A 16,742-nucleotide genomic window follows, 5' to 3' on the forward strand; every position below is an offset into this window, starting at 1 on the left:
AGAATATAAATTTATTAAGTAATACTTTTTTATTTACAAACAAAAATTGCATTAAATACGCAATTCTGCAATACAGGCAGTCATAAAGGCCACAGCCAAAGCCACAGCCAAAGCACTTTTAACTAATGCTTTAATGCCCAATTTGGCAAGATGACTTTTTTCAATAGGCTTGCAATAGTGGTCATAGAAAATAATGGGCTTAGGCTAACTGGTTAAAATCAAACAGAAAAAATCATTTTTATAAGCATTTGACCCTTAAGGCATTTGGCTATAAATCTATAAGACAACAGTATAAGTAGCTTAAATAATTAAAAGAATAAAGAAAATATGCAAAACAACCTTTTTCAAAAAGTTTATATCTCTACCTATGGGTGTCAGATGAACGATAATGACACAGAAAGGATGTATTCTTTACTGGAGATGGCCGATTATGAACCTGTATCATCAGCCATAGAGGCCGACTTTGTAATTTTAAACTCGTGTAGTGTTCGCGAAAAACCCGTTCATAAAATTCGATCCGAGGTGGGGCTTTATAAAGATTATAAAAAGAAAAAACCGCATTTTAAAATTGGAGTGGCCGGTTGTGTAGCTCAACAAGAAAAGAAAAAATTATTTAAAATGATACCCAACTTAGATTTTGTAATTGGTCCCGATCAAGTGGATAATATTATAAATATATTAGAAGAGGTAAAAACGGCGAAAAGCAAAGTGCTTTCTACCTCTTTTGACAAAAATCCAGAATATCAAGTACAAAGTTTAATTCGTAATCCTAAGGTTTCCAGCTTTATTAACATTACTAAAGGTTGCAATAATTATTGCACCTTTTGTGTTGTGCCTTTTACTAGAGGGCGTGAAAAAAGTAGACCTTTAAAAGACTTAGTTACTGATGTAAAAAATTTAGTTAAAAGGGGAGTTAAAGAAATTAGTTTATTAGGACAAAATGTAAACTCTTACCAATCTAGTTGTGGAGCGGGGTTTTCTAAATTGTTACAAGTTATTGCAGAAGATACAGACATTAAGCGCATTCGCTACACCACCAGCCACCCTAAAGATTTTGACTACCAACTGGCTTGCATTATGCAAAAATACAGAAGCAAAATTTGTGACCATGTTCACTTGCCCGTGCAGTCGGGAAATTCTGATATTTTAAAACTCATGAACCGTGGTTATACTAGAGAAGAGTATATTGAAAAAGCCAATATGATTTTTGAAACCATACCAGGGGTTAGCTTTACCACCGACATTATTGTGGGCTTTCCCACAGAGGAAGAAAAGCACATACAAGACACTTATAGTTTGTTTCATGAGGTGGATTTTGACGCTGTATTTGCTTATAAATACAGCCCAAGGCCTTTTACAAAGGCTGCTATTTGGGAAGATCAAGTGTCTGAAATAGAAAAATCTACAAGATTAGCTAAGTTATTTGAAGTTCATAAATCTTTAGCTATAGATAGTTGTAAGAAATATGAGAATAAAATATTAGAAGTTTTAGTAGAAGGGGTGGACGAAAAAAACGCTATTTTTAGAGGGCGAGGTACACAAAATAAAATGATAAAATTTACTACTAATGAAGCAATAGCCAAAGGAGTAGAAAGTTTAGTATCTAAAATTGTAAAAGTAAAAGTTATTGAAGCCAGTCCTCAAAGTTTAAAAGGAGTATTAGTTAATGGATAATATAAATATAAAAAATGGTTTAACTTTTGATGATATATTTTTAATCCCTCAATACTCAGAAATTCTTCCTAAAGAAGTTTCTTTAAAAAGTTTTTTTGCAAAAGATTTATATTTGGCAAGCCCCATTTTATCTGCAGCTATGGATACGGTTACAGAAAATAAAATGGCTCAAGTGGTAGCTCAACAAGGTGGCGTTGGGGTTATTCATAAAAATATGTCTGTGGAGTCACAAACAGAAGAAGTAGATAAGGTTAAAAAACACGAAAGTGGAATGATATCTGACCCTATTACTTTAAGTCCAGATCATTTGTTATCGGATGCCGAAAAGCTAATGAGTCATTATTCTTTTAGTGGAATACCCATTGTAGTAGATGAAAAATTAAAAGGTATTTTAACCAATAGAGATTTACGCTTCGAAACCGATTTAACACAAAAAATTTCTACTTTAATGACTAAAGAAGATTTAATAACCACAAAAATAGGTACAACTTTAGAAGAAGCTAAAGTTATTTTACACAAGCACCGTATTGAAAAGTTACCAGTGGTAGACTCTCAAGGCCTTTTAAAAGGTTTAATCACTATTAAAGATATTGAAAAAGCAGAAAATTTTCCCAATGCAACAAAAGATAAAAAAGGAAGACTTTTTGTAGCCGCTGCCATTGGTAGTAATGATCATAATAGAGCCGAGGCTTTAGTAGCTGTTGGAGTAGATATGTTAGTGTTAGACTCCGCCCATGGACATTCTAAAAATATTATAGAAATGACTCAATTTATTAAAAAAAGTTTTCCAGATATTATTATTGTAGCGGGTAATGTGGTAACGGCAACAGCTACAGAACAATTAATGAAAGCCGGAGCGGATGTGGTAAAAGTGGGTATTGGTGCAGGAAGTATTTGCACCACACGGATTATTTCTGGAGTGGGAGTTCCTCAAGCTACAGCGGTTTATGAGTGTGCAAAAATAGCTAAAAAATTAGGAAAAAGTATTATCGCTGATGGAGGAATTAAATACTCGGGCGATTTAACCAAAGCATTAGCCTTAGGAGCAAACTCGATTATGGTTGGTAATTTATTATCAGGGACTGCAGAAAGCCCTGGTGAAATTATTTTATTTCAAGGAAGAAGTTATAAATTGTATCGCGGTATGGGTAGTTTAGGAGCTATGAAAAAAGGATTTAATGATAGGTATTTTCAAAAAGAAGTTAAAGAGATTAATAAGTTAGTACCAGAAGGAATAGAAGGACGAGTGCCGTATAAAGGAAAAGTTAGTGAAGTTTTGTATCAATTATTAGGTGGTGTTAGATCGGGCATGGGATATTTAGGAGCTAGCAGTATTGAAAATTTACAACAAAAAGCTAGTTTTATAAAAAGTAGTCCTGCTAGTATTAAAGAGTCTCATGTGCATAGTGTGAGTATTACAAAAGAAGCACCTAATTATAAAGGTAACTAAATTTGTAATGAAAAAAATATTAGTTTTAGATTTTGGTTCGCAATACAGTGCTTTAATTGTAAAAGCTTATAGAAAATTAAACATTTATGCCGAATTAATTCGTTACGATACTCCTTTAAAAGACATTGCCTCCCAAAATGTAAAAGGCATTGTTTTAAGTGGAGGTCCACTTTCGGTTTCTAAAAAAGATTCTCTTTATTGCGATGTTAAAGCTTTGCAAAAAATTGCTCCTGTTTTTGGTATTTGTTATGGAATGCAAATGATTGCTCATCAATGGGGAGCGGAATTAAGTTTTGAAACACACAGAGAATATGGAATAAACACTATTGAGTGGGCAGAGCCTTTAGTTTCTACTATTCCAAAAAAACACAAAGTGTGGATGTCTCACGGAGATTCTATTATCAAATTACCTTCCCAGTTAAAAGTTTTAGCTTATAGCAATAAAGGCACAGAAAAAGAAATTCCCGTAGTTATTAGTGCTAATAATTTATTAGCCGTACAATATCATCCAGAGGTTTTAAATACCGAATACGGAAATGATTTATTAAAATATTTTGCAGAAGATATCTGTAATATTGATCATGTTTGGACTCCTGATTCGAGAGAACAAGAAGTATTACATGCTATAAAAAATACTGTAGGTAAAAACGAAAAAGTTTTATGTGCTTTATCAGGAGGGGTAGATTCTAGTGTTTTAGGTTATGCTTTAAGTAAATCTTTATCTAAAGAACAAGTGTATTATTTTTTTGTAGATACAGGAATGTTAAGAAAAAACGAATTTACAGAAGTTTTAGAAATTTATAAAAAAATGGGATTAAATGTTCATGGAGTTAATTACTCTAACTTATTTATAAAAAAATTAAAAGGGGTTAGTGACCCTGAAAGAAAAAGAAAAATTATAGGACAAACTTTTATTAGCGTTTTTGAAAAAGAAGCTAGTCATTTTAAAAATATACAATATTTAGCTCAAGGCACTTTGTACTCTGATGTTATTGAAAGCTCTACAATATCTTCGGTTAGTGAAGTTATTAAATCGCATCATAATGTAGGAGGCTTGCCTGAAAATTTTAATTTTAAACTACTAGAGCCTTTTAATAAAATTTTTAAAGATGAAGTAAGACAATTAGGGGAAAATTTAAAAATAGATAAATCTATATTGTATCGTCATCCTTTTCCAGGGCCTGGGTTGGCTATTAGAATTATAGGAGAAGTTACTTTAAAAAAAATTGAAATCTTACAAAACTGTGATGAAATATTTATTAAAAGCTTAAAAGAGACAGGTTTGTACTCTAAAATTTGGCAAGCCTTTTGTGTTTTACTACCCATACAAAGTGTGGGAGTGCAAGGGGATAGCAGAACTTATAAATTTGTATTAGCTTTAAGAGCAGTTACCTCAGAAGATGGCATGACGGCTCGCTCGTACCATTTTGACCCAGAAGTTTTAGAAAGTATTTCGACAAAAATCACTAACGAAGTTCCAGAGGTTAGTCGAATAGTTTATGATATTAGTAACAAACCACCTTCAACTATCGAATGGGAATAAAAAAGGGAACGGAAATAAAAACGGAAATACAAAATGCCTTTTGTTCATTTACATGTTCATAGCGAAAGCTCTTTACTAGAATCCAGCACTAGAATTACTAAGCTTATCCAAAAAGCTAAAGAGTTTAATATGCCTGCGGTGGCTTTAACCGATTTAGGCAATATGTTTTCTTGTGTAGATTTTTACACTCAAGCTAAAGCAGCAGGGGTTAAGCCCATTATTGGTTTAGAAGTGTATGTGGCCCCTGGTAGTCATAAGGTAAAAGAGCGTAATGAAGAGGGTATTCCTAGTCGTCGTATTGTTTTATTAGCTAAAAATTATAAGGGCTATCAAAATTTATGTAGGTTAAGCTCGGCTTCTTATAGAGATGGCTTTTACTATACTCCTCGAGTGGATAAAGATTTGCTAAAAACTTATAGCGAAGATTTAATGGCTTTGTCGGGTTCGACTATGGGTTACATTTCATGGACTTTTCAAAGGTTTGGAGCCGAAAAAGCTTTAAAAGAAATTCAATTTTTTAAAGATATTTACAAAGGCAACTTTTACTTAGAAATTTCAAGATTGGGGTTATTCTCTAATGAAGAACAAAAATCTTTAGAAGAGTTTTTAATTAAAACTGGCAAAAAAGAAAATATAGATTTAGTAGCTACTAATGAATCGTATTATTTAGAACAAAAAGATGCCATTATACAAGATGTTTTAGTTTGTATTGGAAAAAACCAAAGTTTAAATGATCCCGAAAGGCATAAATTACCTAACCAAAATTTTTATTTTAAATCTCCTGAAGAAATGAAAGAGCTATTTAAAGATATTCCAGAAGCCTTAAATAATTCTTTAAAAATTGCAGAGAAGTGTAATTTTGCATTTTCTTTAAAAGATAAGCATGGAAATCCTATTTATCACCTACCTTCTTTTAAAACAAAAAATAATAAACCTTTAGATGAAGAATTAAAAAAATTAAGTACTCAGGGTTTAAAAAGTTTAATTGCTTTGCGCAGTAAAGAATTTCAAAAAACTTTTTATGAACCTAGAAAAAAAGAATACCAAGATCGTTTAAATTTAGAATTAAAAATTATTAATAGCATGGGGTTTAATGGCTATTTTTTAATTGTACAAGATTTTATTAGTTGGGCTAAATCTAAAAAAATTCCTGTTGGTCCAGGAAGAGGGTCTGGAGCGGGGTCTTTAGTGGCCTACAGTTGCGGCATTACCACTGTAGACCCCATAGAGCATACTTTAATTTTTGAAAGATTTTTAAATCCAGAGCGTATTTCTATGCCTGATTTTGATATTGATTTTTGTCAAGAGCATAGATCAGAAGTTATTAATTATGTAACTAATCGTTACGGAGAAAAAAGCGTTTCACAAATTATTACTTTTGGAAAGCTACAAGCTAGAGCGGCTATTCGTGATGTGGGAAGGGTTTTAGGTTTGGAGTATTCGGAGGTGGATGTCATTGCAAAAATGATTCCTGATCGATTGGGTATTTCTTTGCCAGAAGCTATCGTTGAAGAACCTAAAATGCAAGAAGCCATGGAGGCTGATGCTAGAATTAAAAATTTATTAAGTTTAGCTCAAGAATGCGAAGGTTTAACTCGTCATGCCAGTATCCATGCAGCAGGAGTTATTATTGCCGATGGTGAAATTAGCTCTAAAGCCCCCTTGTATAGGGGAGTGGAAGACGAAAATGTTGTTCAGTATGAAATGAAGAGTGCAGAAAAAATTGGGCTAATTAAATTTGATTTTTTGGGTTTAAAAACTTTAACTCATTTAAGAAGAACAGTAGATTTAATTAAGCTTAATAAAAATATAGATATTAATGTATCAGAAATAGATATACATGATGTTAAAATTTATAAACTTTTATCTTCTGGAAAAACAGATGGAGTATTTCAATTTTCCAGCTCTGTTATGACCGATTTTTTAATAAAACTACAACCTCATTGTTTTGATGACTTGGTATTAACCACTTCGATTAATCGGCCAGGACCTATGGAAATGGTGCCAGAGTATTTAAAAAGGCGACGAGGCGAAAGTAAAATTAAATACGAATTTAAAGAATTAGAAGAAATTTTAAAACCCAGTTTAGGTATTGCTATTTATCAAGAGCAGGTAATGCAAATTTCTTCTTTAATTGCTAGTTATTCTATGGGTGAAGCCGATATGTTACGGCGAGCTATGGGTAAAAAAATTGAATCAGAAATGTTAGTGCAAAAAAATAGATTTATCAATGGAGCTCGAAAAAACAAGTATGATCAAAAAAAAGCAGAAAAGTTATTTGATTCTTTAGCAGAGTTTGCAAAATATGGTTTTAATAAATCTCATGCTGTGGTTTATAGTGTTATATCAGCACAAACGGCTTTTTTAAAAGCCTACTATCCTGTAGAATTTTATGCAGCCTTACTGAGTACAGAAATGGGGGATACCGATAAAGTTTCTATAACTGTGGGTTACATTAAAAGAGAAAATATAGAAATAGAACTTCCTCATATTAATACTTCTGATTGGGAGTTTACCGTTAAGGGCAAAGAAATTATTTATGCATTAGGAGCTTTAAAAGGTGTGGGGCAAGCTGCTGTAGACTCTATTATTTCTGCTCGAGAGAAAAAAGAAAATAAAATCTTTAAAGATTTAGAAGATTTTTTTGATAGTGTGGATTTAAGAAAAGTAAATAAAAAAACGATAGAAAGTTTAATTAGTGCAGGAGCTTTAAACAATTTTGGATTTAACAAAGCCACTTTATTAAAACATTTTTCTAAATTTACAGAAAGAGCCTCTTTTAAACAACAAGAAGAAGAAGTAGGGCAATTTAGTTTATTTGGATTAGATGCAGAAGAAAAAGAAAAAGATAAAATTATTTTACCAGAAGAAAAAGATTGGAGTAAAAGTAAAATGTTACTTCAAGAAAAAATAGCTTTTGGTTTTTATTTAAGTGATTCTCCCATTAGTAGTGTTCAAGATCTTTCCTTAAAATTATTTGGACAATCTTTAAAAGATTTATCTAATGCTTCTGATAGCAAAGAGCTTGTAGCTGGCAAACAAAACAGTGTGTATGGCAAACAAGACAATATGTATGGTAAAAAGTCAGATGAAAAGCTATTTAGAGCCTTTGTATTACTATCTTCTTGTCGAGAATTGATTACTAAAAAAGGTACAAAAATGGCTTTTTCACAAGTGGAAGATTCTTTCGCCTCTTCTGAATTAATTATTTTCCCTAATGAATACAAAGAAGTTTTTGAAAGTTTAGTGGTTGATCAAGTAATGTATTTAGAAGCTAATATTCAAGTTAAAGAAGAAACAGTAAAACTAATTGCTAAAAAAATTAAATCTTTAGATGATTACTTAAAAACTGTAAAAACGGTATATTTGGATTTAAATCAAGAGGCTCTTCCACAAGGAGTTTTAATTAATGAAGCCATTAAACAGTTAAAAGCGTATTTGGAAGAAAATGCCAATAAAACTAAGTCTAGTACAGAAGAAAATGCTTTTGTTACGGTAGAAAACACTACACCCAAGTGTAAATTTAAAATTCGTATGATTGTAGATGTTAATAACCAAAAACTATTAGTAGAAACCAAAGAAGATTTTTCTGTGCATTTGGATAAAGAGTTTATAGATATGATAGCAGGAAGTTTTAAAAGCGTTCAGGGTTTAAATTTTGTGTTTTAAGCTGTCCAATTAACCCAATTAACTAACAAGCGAATTAACCAAAAATTACTTTTTTAACCCTAGCTAAAGTGGCTTTAGACAAAACTCTTGCCTTATCTTTACCCTCTAATAAAATTTTATCCAGTTGCTTGGTATCACTCATATACTGATTATAAAGCTCACGCTTACTAGCTAAGGTTTTATTTACTAATTGAAATAATTCTTCTTTAGCCTCTCCCCAAGAAATGCCTTTTTTATAGCTTTGTACTAATTTATCTATATGCAAAGAGGAGTTAAAATTAGAGTCTTCTTCCTCAAAATGCGTTGCAAATAATTTATACCAATCCATAATTAAAGATTTGTTAGGGTCTTTGGGATCATTTACTCCCACAGAATCGGTTTGAATTTTCATAATTAATTTTCGTAACTTTTTTTCTTCAATAAATAAAGGAATGTAATTATCATAAGACTTACTCATTTTTTGCCCATCTAAACCTGTAATAGAAGTTTCTAAAAGATTAGTCTTAGCCAATCCTGTAATTTTTTTAAGTTCTTCTTTATCTAAAGCTTTAGGCAAGGTTAGTAACTGGTTATTTTTATAATGATGATTTATTTTACCAGCAATATCTCGACACATTTCTAAATGTTGTAGTTGATCTTGCCCTACAGGAACAATATGACTATCAAAGCTTAATATATCTGAAGACATTAAAACAGGATAAGAATACAGTCCCATATTGATACCAATGTCTAAATCTTTTTTATTTTCTTGAGTATTTTTATCTAAAAAAGCTTTATAAGCATGGGCACGATTTAACATTCCTTTAGGGGAAAAGCAGGCTAGTATCCATGATAATTCTAAAATTTCTGGAATATCACTTTGTCTAAATAAAATACTGTTTTTGGGATTTAATCCACAAGCTAACCAAGTTGCAGTAACTTTATAAATATTGCTTTGTAAATCTAAAGACTTAGGCTGATTAATTAAAGAATGGTAATCAGCAATAAAAAATAAGCTCTCTTTAAAATATTTAGCGTATTTTAAAGCAGGCTTAATAGCTCCAAAATAATTACCAAAATGGGGAACGCCTGTGGGCTTTATGCCTGTTAAAATTCTTTGCTGTAAGTAATCTTCTGTTTTCATGATATAGATTTTCTGTATATTTTTTTGTAGTAGTGTTTTTTATTAAAAAAATAAATAAGGCTACATATGCAAAGCTTTACCGTCCACAGCTAAGGCCGCTTCTTTAATGGTTTCATTTAGTGTAGGGTGGGCATGAAAAGAGGAAGCCAAATCGGCAGTGGTTGCAGCAAACTCCATACAAATTACTGCTTCACCAATAAGTTCCGAAGCTTTTGGGCCAATAATATGTACTCCTAAAATTTTATCGGTGGTTTTATGAGATAAAATTTTTACAAAACCTTCTGTAGAGCCTAAAGCTTTTGCTCTACCATTGGCAGAAAAAGGAAAACTGCCTTTTTTATAATCCACTTTTTGCGATTTTAACTCTTCTTCTGTAAAACCTACAGAGGCCACTTCGGGGTCTGTATAAATAACACTGGGAATACAAATTTCTTTTACTAAACCACTATGGCCAAAAATATTTTCAGCCACCGCAACCCCTTCTTCTTCGGCTTTATGAGCTAACATTGCCCCTCCAATAACATCACCAATGGCATAAACAGAAGAACATGTGGTTTGAAACGAATTAGAAACAGGAATAAAACCACCTTTATCTAGAGTAACACCAATGGCTTTTAAATTAAGCCCCTCAGTAAAGGCTTGTCTTCCCACAGCCACTAGTAATACATCGGTTTTAGTGCTTTCTGTTTTTTTTGTTTTAAGGTCTTGAATTTCTATTTGTACTTTATTACCAGTGACTTTTGCAGAGGTAACTTGTTTTTCATTAACAATATTTAAACCTTGTTTATTTAAAATTTGTTTTAATTTTTTAGAAATTTGAAGGTCTGTGGGGCCTGCAATATTTTTACTATACTCTATAACAGTAACCTTTGTACCTAAGCGTGACCATACCGATCCTAACTCTAATCCAATAACACCAGCACCAATAATGCTCATTGTTTTAGGAATACTTTTTAAACTTAAAGCTTCTGTGGAAGAAATAATATATTTACCATCAAAATCTAAACCAGGCAGAGGCCTTGGAACACTACCGGTGGCAATTAAAATATTTTTTGCTTTAATAGTTTTTTTAGCTTCTTTTAGTGCTATTTCTGTGGAAGAAACAAACGAGCCAAAGTCATTAAATACAGTAATTTTATTTTTATTCATTAAGTATTTTATACCAGTGGTTAGTTCAGTAACTATTTTTGTTTTTCGCTCCATCATTTTTTGTAAATTAATTTTTAAACTTTTTATTTCTAAACCATGTTCCTCAAAATGCAAAGAGGCTTGTGCAAAATGTTCACTAGATTCCAGTAAAGCTTTAGAGGGAATACAACCTACATTTAAACAAGTTCCTCCAAGGCTAGAATCTTTTTCAATAATAGCCACTTTTAACCCCAATTGAGCCGCTTTAATAGCTGCCACATAACCACCAGGTCCAGAGCCAATGATTGCTAAATCAAACATAATATTCCTTTTCCATTATTTTTTTAGTAACCATTATTTGTTTTAATTTACCATCAATTTTTTTAAGTAATAATTAAGTTTACCAATTAAACTTCTAATAACAGTCGCGAAGGTTCTTCCATACATTCTTTTATGGTTTTTAAAAAGCCCACCGATTCTTTTCCATCAATAATGCAATGATCATAAGATAAAGTTACATACATCATTGGGCGAATAACCACCTCTCCATTAAGAGCAATAGGGCGTTCTTCAATTTTATGTAATCCTAAAATACCACTTTGAGGAGGATTTAAAATAGGAGTGGATAGTAAAGAACCAAAAACTCCACCATTACTAATAGTAAAAGTACCATTAGAAAGATCGTTTAAAGATAATCTCGAGTTTCGCGCTTTTTCTGCATAGTAAATAATAGATTGCTCAATTTCTGCAATAGAAAGTTTATGGGCTTGCTTAATTACAGGAACTAATAATCCCTTGTCACTACTAACAGCAACACCCATATTTACAAAATTACGATGAATAATATGATTATCTTTTATAGATCCATTTACAGAGGGATATCTTTTTAAAGCTTCTATACAGGCTTTAATAAAAAAGCCCATAAAACCTAATCTTACTCCATGTTTTTTTTCAAAAGCGGTTTTAAATGTTTTTCTTAAATTCATTATCGCACTCATATCGATTTCATTAAAAGTGCTAAGAGTGGCTGTTTGATTTTGTGATTCTAATAAGCGTTTTGCAATGGTTTGCCTTACTAAGCTCATAGGCACAAGAGTTTCTAATAAATCTTCTGTAAAAGCCACTTTTGGCAATTCTACTTTTATATTTTTCTTTGGAGGGGTGCTTGCACTAGGGGAGGAAGTATTACTAGCAACAGGATTTGTATTTTGTAGTTGCTGTAAGCTTTCTAACTTTCCCACTCGTGAATGCACTGGCGAATGCCCATTAGAGGGGTTAGTGGATGTTGCAGTGGAGGCAGAGCTTTCCTTTTTTTCTTCCACACTAGATTCTGAAGAGTTGGAAGAAGACGAAACACTTTGGTTATTACTAGTAGTAGATACTTTAGGGTTTGGATTTTTTGCTTGGGTATCTAAGTTAGCTAAAACTTCACCCACTTTAACAGTATCGCCGACTTGGTGTTTATGGGTTAATAGTCCGCTTTTTTCGGCAACCACTTCCATACTAGCTTTATCGGTTTCTAAAATTAGTATAATTTCATCTTTTTCTACAAACGAATTATCGGTTTTTGTCCATTCTGATAAAATGGCTTCTGTAATTGATTCACCGGCTTGAGGTACTTTGATATCCATAATAAATCCTTTTTTGGTTAGCTTTTTTTATATAACAAATGCTTTTTTTAAAGCATCTAAAAGTAATCGTTTTTGTTCCTTTAAATGCATACTACTAGAACCCTCGGCTGTACTAGCCATAGCTGGCCGACCTGCGTATTCAAAAGCAATATGATTTAAACCTAAAGTGTTTAATAAATTTTGCAAAGCTATATTAATATAAGAATAAGCCCCCATATTTTTAGGTTCTTCTTGTACCCAAATAATTTTTTTTAATTTAGGGTAAGCATTTATGTAACTGGTTAATTGTGTAATGTTTAAAGGATAAAGTTGCTCGATGCGAATAATCGAACATAAGTTTTGATTTTTTTTTGGAGCTTGTAATTTTAGTTCTTCTAATTCAAAAAATACTTTTCCAGAACATAGTATAACAGATTCTACTTTTTTAGGATCTACTAAATTAGGTTCTTCTAAAATTTCTTTAAACCCAGAGGAACAAAAGTCATCTATAGTAGATATATTTTTATGGTGTCTTAATAAAGATTTTGGTGACATTATAACTAAAGGTTTTTTAAAATTGGTTTTCATTTGTCTTCGCAAGGCATGAAATAAGTTAGCAGGAGTAGTTAAATTACACACTTGCATATTTCCTTGAGCGCAAAGTTGTAAAAAGCGTTCTAGTCTTGCACTAGAATGTTCGGGGCCTTGCCCTTCGTGTCCATGAGGTAATAGCAAAACTAAACCACTATAGCGATTCCATTTTTGCTCACCACTAGAAAGAAATTGGTCAATAATAACTTGTGCACCGTTAGCAAAATCTCCAAACTGTGCCTCCCAAATACTTAAAAAACTAGGATCTACAACCGAGTTACCATATTCATAAGCTAAAACAGCAAACTCCGATAAAGGACTATTGTAAACACAAAACTCCCCATTGTTTAAATTTATTTCTCTTAAAGGGTTGTATTCTTTATTATTAATTTGATCGGTAAATACAGCGTGTCTATGAGAGAAAGTTCCTCTTTTTACATCTTGTCCACTAAGGCGCACCGAAATACCCTCTTGCCTTAACGAAGCATAAGCTAAAAGTTCTGCGGTGGGCCAGTCGATTATATTATTGTTTAAATTTCCTTCCCTTTTATCTAAAAGTCTTTTTATTTTAGAATTTAAATTAAAATTTTCAGGTTCTTTAGAAAGGTATTTAATTAATTGGATTGCAGTGTCTTTGCTTATAGCTGTATGACAAGGTTTTAATATGTCTTCTTCTGTTCCAGAAATATATTTTTCCCATAAGTGGTTTGGTTTTTCTTTATTAGGGACATATTTATAATTAGGACTTTTAATTTTATCTAAAGTTTCTTGTAAATGGTTTGCTATTTTTTGTTCTTCTTTTTTTAATTCTTCTTCAGAAACAATATTTTGAATTTGTTTTCCGTATATAGTTTTTACTGTAGGGTGCTTAGATATAAGTTTGTATAATTCTGGTTGTGTAAATCGAGGTTCATCGGCTTCGTTGTGTCCAAAGCGTCTATAACCGGTAACTTCAATAATTATATCTTCTCCAAAAGTTTGTCTAAAATCAACAGCCATTTTCATAGCTTTTACACAGGCTTCAGCATTATCTGCGTTAACTAAAATTATAGGAGCTTTAATAGAGTGACCTAAATCAGAGCTATAACGGGTAGAGCGAGCATCTTCTGGATTAGTGGTAAACCCAATTTGATTATTTAAAATAATGTGAATACTTCCTCCTACAGTATAACCTTTAGGAAAGCTAAGTTGTAAAGTTTCACTAGAAACCCCTTGTCCAACAAAGGCGGCATCACCATGAATAAGTATAGGTATTACGCTTTTTCTTTTTAATGTATCTTTTCTAAAGCGTTGTTTAGCTCGCGCTTGTCCACAAACTACGGGGTTAATGGCTTCTAAGTGAGAAGGGTTAAAAGATAAAGAACAATGGAAGCTTCCTTGTGTGGTTTCGATATTAGAAGAATGACCTATGTGGTATTTTACATCACCGGTATAATTGTGAGACTCGGTATCGCTGTTAATAAATAAATTTAAAGTTTCTTCCACATCTTTTTGCATAAAAGTGGATAAAACATTTAGTCGACCTCTATGAGCCATTCCAATTACCCATTCTTCACAGCCTTGAGCTAACGAAAACTTTACACCCAAATCTAACATAGGAATTAAAACATCCACACCTTCAATAGAAAAGCGTTTTGCTCCTAAAAATCTTTGATGAATAAATTTTTCTAAATTTTCTGCTTTTATTAAATTAGATAGTATTTGTTTTTTGTATTCAGAGTTTAAAGTGAAAGGATTATTCTCCATTTGGTTATAAAACCATTCGCGCACCTCTGGTTTACAAGAGCTAGTTTGCACACTAATATTTTTACAATAGCTGTTTTCTAAATGAGCAATAATATCTTTTGCTTTACCTTTTGGTAGTAGAGGGTCTTTTAAAGTTTGCAATAAACTTTGATCTAAATCTTCTTTTGTTAATTGAAAATTACTAATATTAAATAAATCAATTTGTTTTTCATTTCTTAAAGTTTTATTAAAAAGAGAAATAGGAGTAAGCTCGGCTTTTAAATGTCCATAGTTTCTATAAAATTGAATGAGTTTAAAAAAATTTAAACTTTTTAAGTCTAAGTTACCACCTTTAGAATTAAATAAAACTTTAGAAAATTCTAATCCTTGAAAAAAATTTTTCCATTCCGAAGAAAGAGAAGGGTCTGTAGATTGAAATTTTTTATACTCTTGTTCGATATAATCTAGATTAGTAATATCTAAGTTTTTTTGAGTTTGAAAATTAATTATATCGTCCATTTTATTAGCCATTTCAATAGGTTAAATCTATAGTTAAGTACTAATATTAGAGTAGTTTTCTAAGGTTTTGATGTCAAAGTTTTTTCTTTTTTTCGATTAAAGCCTTTTTTTCAGGCACCCCTGCAGGCTGAGTCGTAAAAGCCTTTGTTTATCTAGTCAAATAGCTATTTTTTTAGCTCTCTGTTTGACTCTGATTTATTATATAGCAAAATTACTACAATGAGGAAAAAGAAAAGTATTAAAAAGACCACTGCCACTACTCAATCCACTTGGGAGAAGCCTGTATTTTCTGTGGATGGTAAATCAGTTAGTACGGGCAAGCTGGTTACAGGTTTAATCCTTTTCGTTTTTGCTTATTTAATAGCCAAAAAGATTAGTAGTTTGGTAGAAAAACGACTAATTTCTCGCTTACCTATAGAGGATAATTTAAAACATATTTGGAAAAGGGTGTCCTTTTATATATTGTTTTTCACCTTTGTTTTATTTATTTTAAATTTTCTTAATATACCCTTGACCATATTTACCGTTTTGGGTGGAGCTTTAGCTATTGGTGTAGGTTTTGGTTCGCAATCTTTAGTAAATAATTTTATTAGTGGCACTGTAATTTTACTGGCTAAACCCTTAAGAATTGGAGATGTAATTTCTGTAGATGACCTAACAGGAAGAGTGGAGTTTATAGGAGCCCGTAGCACTCGTATGAAAACTATGGAAAACACCCATATTGTAGTGCCCAATAGCCGGCTTTTAGAGAAGAATATTTTAAATTGGACCTTATCGGATAATATTATTAGAAGAAAGCTTTCCGTTGGGGTGGCTTATGGTTCGGATATACAAAAAGTTAAAAATTTACTAGATCAATTAATAGAAAGAGAATCGAGAGTTTTAGCCAAACCTAGACCTATCGTTTTATTTAACAATTTTGGGGATAATTCCCTAGAATTTATAGTATATTTTTGGGCTAGATTACCTTATAATTTAATTGATCTAGACAAATTAGCCAGTTCTTTACGATTCGAAATTTATGAGGTTTTTAAACAAAATTCCATTGTTATTGCCTTCCCTCAAAGAGATGTTCACTTAAACACCTCTACACCTCTTCAAATTGAATTGAAAAATCAGTAAAACCCCTTAGGTAGTAAATCATAAGTAAATAACACCAAAATCTAACACCTTAAAATCATTTAAGCAGATCTGTAACTAGTGCTCGTGTTTATGAGCGTTTTCTCCTTTAGCCATCATTAAATGATGTGTTTGATGATGCTTTCCTGCAGCCATTACACCAATATAACCAAAGCCTCTTATTTTATCCACTTCACTGTCTTTTGAAGTAGTAACAGTAACAATGTATTTATTATATTTTTTACCAAAGCCTTTTTTTATTGTCATGTCCCAACCAGATTCTTTTTTTAATTGTGCTGGATGTGCGTTAAAAACTCTAACTAAAGCCTTAGCTGCACGATCTGTTGTAGGGTAAACAACTGCTTCCATTCCACCAGAAACTGGCTTTTGAGAAACCACAGTTACACTCATTGTCATATCATACATATCTAAAAGATGTTTTCTAACCGCTTCTAAATTAACCTTGCTCCAATCTGTAGTAGGGTCTTGGCTTAGTTTTGTAATAATTTCTTGAATGGTACCAAAAGCATCGTTACCGGCTTCTGTTAAAACGATTTTTTTAGCAACAGGTTTGTGGCCTTCATGACCACT

Annotated in this window: 10 protein-coding genes; 5 read left to right on the forward strand and 5 right to left on the reverse strand. The window is 32.0% G+C overall.

Annotated elements, in window-relative coordinates:
• The first annotated feature begins 327 nt into the window (after positions 1–327).
• From miaB to dnaE, 4 genes are read left to right on the forward strand one after another with little or no spacing between them, the layout of a single operon-like run.
• The gene (gene miaB / locus HAW63_02900; GenBank protein ID MBE8162917.1) at positions 328–1,674 is read left to right on the forward strand and encodes a tRNA (N6-isopentenyl adenosine(37)-C2)-methylthiotransferase MiaB; all 1,347 of its coding nucleotides are present in this window, start codon (positions 328–330) and stop codon (positions 1,672–1,674) included.
• Positions 1,667–3,124 (forward strand): IMP dehydrogenase, encoded by a 1,458-nt coding sequence (guaB, locus tag HAW63_02905; protein ID MBE8162918.1) that lies wholly within the window; start codon positions 1,667–1,669, stop codon positions 3,122–3,124. The genes miaB and guaB overlap by 8 nt, the downstream gene beginning before the upstream one ends.
• A 7-nt stretch (positions 3,125–3,131) precedes the next feature.
• Entirely contained in the window at positions 3,132–4,667 is a 1,536-nt protein-coding gene (guaA, locus tag HAW63_02910) for a glutamine-hydrolyzing GMP synthase (protein ID MBE8162919.1), read from the forward strand.
• 33 nt (positions 4,668–4,700) lie between these two features.
• A complete protein-coding gene (gene dnaE, locus HAW63_02915; protein ID MBE8162920.1) occupies positions 4,701–8,336 on the forward strand; it encodes a DNA polymerase III subunit alpha in 3,636 nt (1,211 codons plus the stop codon).
• A 34-nt stretch (positions 8,337–8,370) separates the two neighbouring features.
• Here dnaE and trpS read toward each other — a convergent pair whose 3' ends face one another.
• The 4 genes from trpS to HAW63_02935 form a co-directional block, all read right to left on the reverse strand.
• Entirely contained in the window at positions 8,371–9,459 is a 1,089-nt protein-coding gene (gene trpS, locus HAW63_02920; GenBank protein MBE8162921.1) for a tryptophan--tRNA ligase, read from the reverse strand.
• 60 nt (positions 9,460–9,519) lie between these two features.
• Entirely contained in the window at positions 9,520–10,908 is a 1,389-nt protein-coding gene (lpdA, locus tag HAW63_02925; protein MBE8162922.1) for a dihydrolipoyl dehydrogenase, read from the reverse strand.
• A gap of 86 nt (positions 10,909–10,994) precedes the next feature.
• Positions 10,995–12,218 (reverse strand): 2-oxoglutarate dehydrogenase complex dihydrolipoyllysine-residue succinyltransferase, encoded by a 1,224-nt coding sequence (odhB, locus tag HAW63_02930; protein MBE8162923.1) that lies wholly within the window; start codon positions 12,216–12,218, stop codon positions 10,995–10,997.
• Between the two features lie 27 nt (positions 12,219–12,245).
• Positions 12,246–15,044 (reverse strand): 2-oxoglutarate dehydrogenase E1 component, encoded by a 2,799-nt coding sequence (locus HAW63_02935; GenBank protein ID MBE8162924.1) that lies wholly within the window; start codon positions 15,042–15,044, stop codon positions 12,246–12,248.
• A gap of 207 nt (positions 15,045–15,251) precedes the next feature.
• Here HAW63_02935 and HAW63_02940 point away from each other — a divergent pair, with 207 nt between their 5' ends.
• The gene (locus HAW63_02940) at positions 15,252–16,154 is read left to right on the forward strand and encodes a mechanosensitive ion channel (protein MBE8162925.1); all 903 of its coding nucleotides are present in this window, start codon (positions 15,252–15,254) and stop codon (positions 16,152–16,154) included.
• A 75-nt stretch (positions 16,155–16,229) separates the two neighbouring features.
• Here HAW63_02940 and HAW63_02945 read toward each other — a convergent pair.
• A partial coding sequence (locus tag HAW63_02945) for a hypothetical protein (protein MBE8162926.1) occupies positions 16,230–16,742 on the reverse strand: 513 nt, incomplete at its 5' end.

The organism is Pseudobdellovibrionaceae bacterium, assembly GCA_015163855.1.
Lineage (GTDB): Bacteria > Bdellovibrionota > Bdellovibrionia > Bdellovibrionales > UBA1609 > JAAOIH01.

Coding starts and splice junctions, on each gene's coding strand:
- miaB (MBE8162917.1), top strand. CDS start 328: ATGCAAAACAACCTTTTTCAAAAAGTTTATATCTCTACCTATGGGTGT.
- guaB (MBE8162918.1), top strand. CDS start 1,667: ATGGATAATATAAATATAAAAAATGGTTTAACTTTTGATGATATATTT.
- guaA (MBE8162919.1), top strand. CDS start 3,132: ATGAAAAAAATATTAGTTTTAGATTTTGGTTCGCAATACAGTGCTTTA.
- dnaE (MBE8162920.1), top strand. CDS start 4,701: ATGCCTTTTGTTCATTTACATGTTCATAGCGAAAGCTCTTTACTAGAA.
- trpS (MBE8162921.1), bottom strand. CDS start 9,459: ATGAAAACAGAAGATTACTTACAGCAAAGAATTTTAACAGGCATAAAG.
- lpdA (MBE8162922.1), bottom strand. CDS start 10,908: ATGTTTGATTTAGCAATCATTGGCTCTGGACCTGGTGGTTATGTGGCA.
- odhB (MBE8162923.1), bottom strand. CDS start 12,218: ATGGATATCAAAGTACCTCAAGCCGGTGAATCAATTACAGAAGCCATT.
- HAW63_02935 (MBE8162924.1), bottom strand. CDS start 15,044: ATGGCTAATAAAATGGACGATATAATTAATTTTCAAACTCAAAAAAAC.
- HAW63_02940 (MBE8162925.1), top strand. CDS start 15,252: ATGAGGAAAAAGAAAAGTATTAAAAAGACCACTGCCACTACTCAATCC.